Genomic DNA, 1,567 nt, shown 5'->3' with positions numbered 1-1,567 from the left:
GGCAGCGGCCCCCATCGTCCCGTCCACCCCGGTCCAGCCGCAGCCGCCGACCACCCCGATCCCGCAGCGCACCGAGCAGTTGCAGCTGGCCGGCGACGTCGCCTACACCCTGCCGCCCTCGGATTTCCTCCCGCCGGGCCCGCCCTCGAAGGAACGCTCGGAGGCCAACGACGCCGTCGTCAAGGCGCTGACCGAGACGCTGGACCAGTTCAAGGTGGACGCGAAGGTCACCGGCTTCTCCCGCGGTCCCACGGTGACCCGCTACGAAATCGAGCTGGCGCCGGGCACCAAGGTCGAACGTGTCACCGCGCTGTCCAAGAACATCTCCTACGCCGTGGCCAGTTCGGACGTGCGCATCCTCTCGCCGATCCCCGGCAAATCGGCCATCGGCATCGAGATCCCGAATACCGACCGCGAAACGGTCTCCCTGGGCGACGTGCTCAGGTCCAACAACGCCCGCAAGACCGAGCACCCAATGGTCATGGGCGTGGGCAAGGACGTGGAGGGCGGCTTCGTGCTGGCCAACCTGGCCAAGATGCCGCACCTGCTCGTCGCCGGCGCTACCGGCGCGGGCAAGTCTTCGTTCGTGAACTCGATGATCACCTCCATTCTGATGCGCTCGACGCCGGACGAGGTGCGGATGGTCATGGTGGACCCCAAGCGCGTGGAACTGACCGCGTACGAGGGCGTGCCGCACCTGATCACGCCGATCATCACCAATCCGAAGAAGGCGGCCGAGGCGCTGCAGTGGGTGGTTCGGGAGATGGACACCCGCTACGACGACCTCGCCAACTTCGGCTACAAGCACATCGATGATTTCAACAAGGCCGTGCGCAACGGGAAGGTTGTGCCGCCGGCCGGGTCCAAGCGCGTGATCAAGCCCTACCCGTATCTGCTGGTGATCGTGGACGAGCTCGCCGACCTGATGATGGTCGCCCCGCGGGACGTCGAGGACTCCATCGTCCGTATCACGCAGCTCGCCCGCGCCGCCGGCATCCACCTGGTGCTGGCCACGCAGCGGCCGTCGGTGGACGTGGTGACCGGCCTGATCAAGGCCAACGTGCCGTCACGGATGGCGTTCGCCACCTCGTCGGTGACCGACTCCCGCGTGGTGCTCGACCAGCCCGGCGCGGAGAAGCTCATCGGCCAGGGCGACGCCTTGTTCCTGCCGATGGGCGCCAACAAGCCCATCCGCGTCCAGGGCGCCTGGGTCTCCGAATCGGAAATCCACAAGGTCGTGGAACACGTCAAGGGACAGCTGCAGGCCGTCTACCGGGACGACGTCGCCGTCGAGGCGCCGAAGAAGCAGATCGACGACGACATCGGTGACGACCTGGACGTGTTGCTGCAGGCGACCGAACTCGTGGTCACCACGCAGTTCGGCTCGACGTCGATGCTGCAGCGGAAGCTGCGCGTGGGCTTCGCCAAGGCCGGCCGCCTGATGGACCTGCTGGAGTCCAGGGGCGTGGTCGGCCCGTCCGAGGGCTCGAAGGCACGCGACGTGCTGGTCAAGCCGGACGACCTGGCCGCGACGCTTGCCGCCATCCGTGGCGATGAGCCGCCGGCG

General features: G+C 67.6%; 1 protein-coding gene. It reads left to right on the top strand.

The window, feature by feature from the left end:
* The coding region (locus tag AC5RUJ_RS16125; RefSeq protein ID WP_494156227.1) for a DNA translocase FtsK at positions 1-1,567 on the top strand (1,567 nt) is incomplete at both ends.

The organism is Arthrobacter sp. Y3223164 (assembly GCF_059091005.1).
Note: the sequence above shows the minus strand (reverse complement) of the source record. Positions and strands in the feature narration are given on the sequence as shown.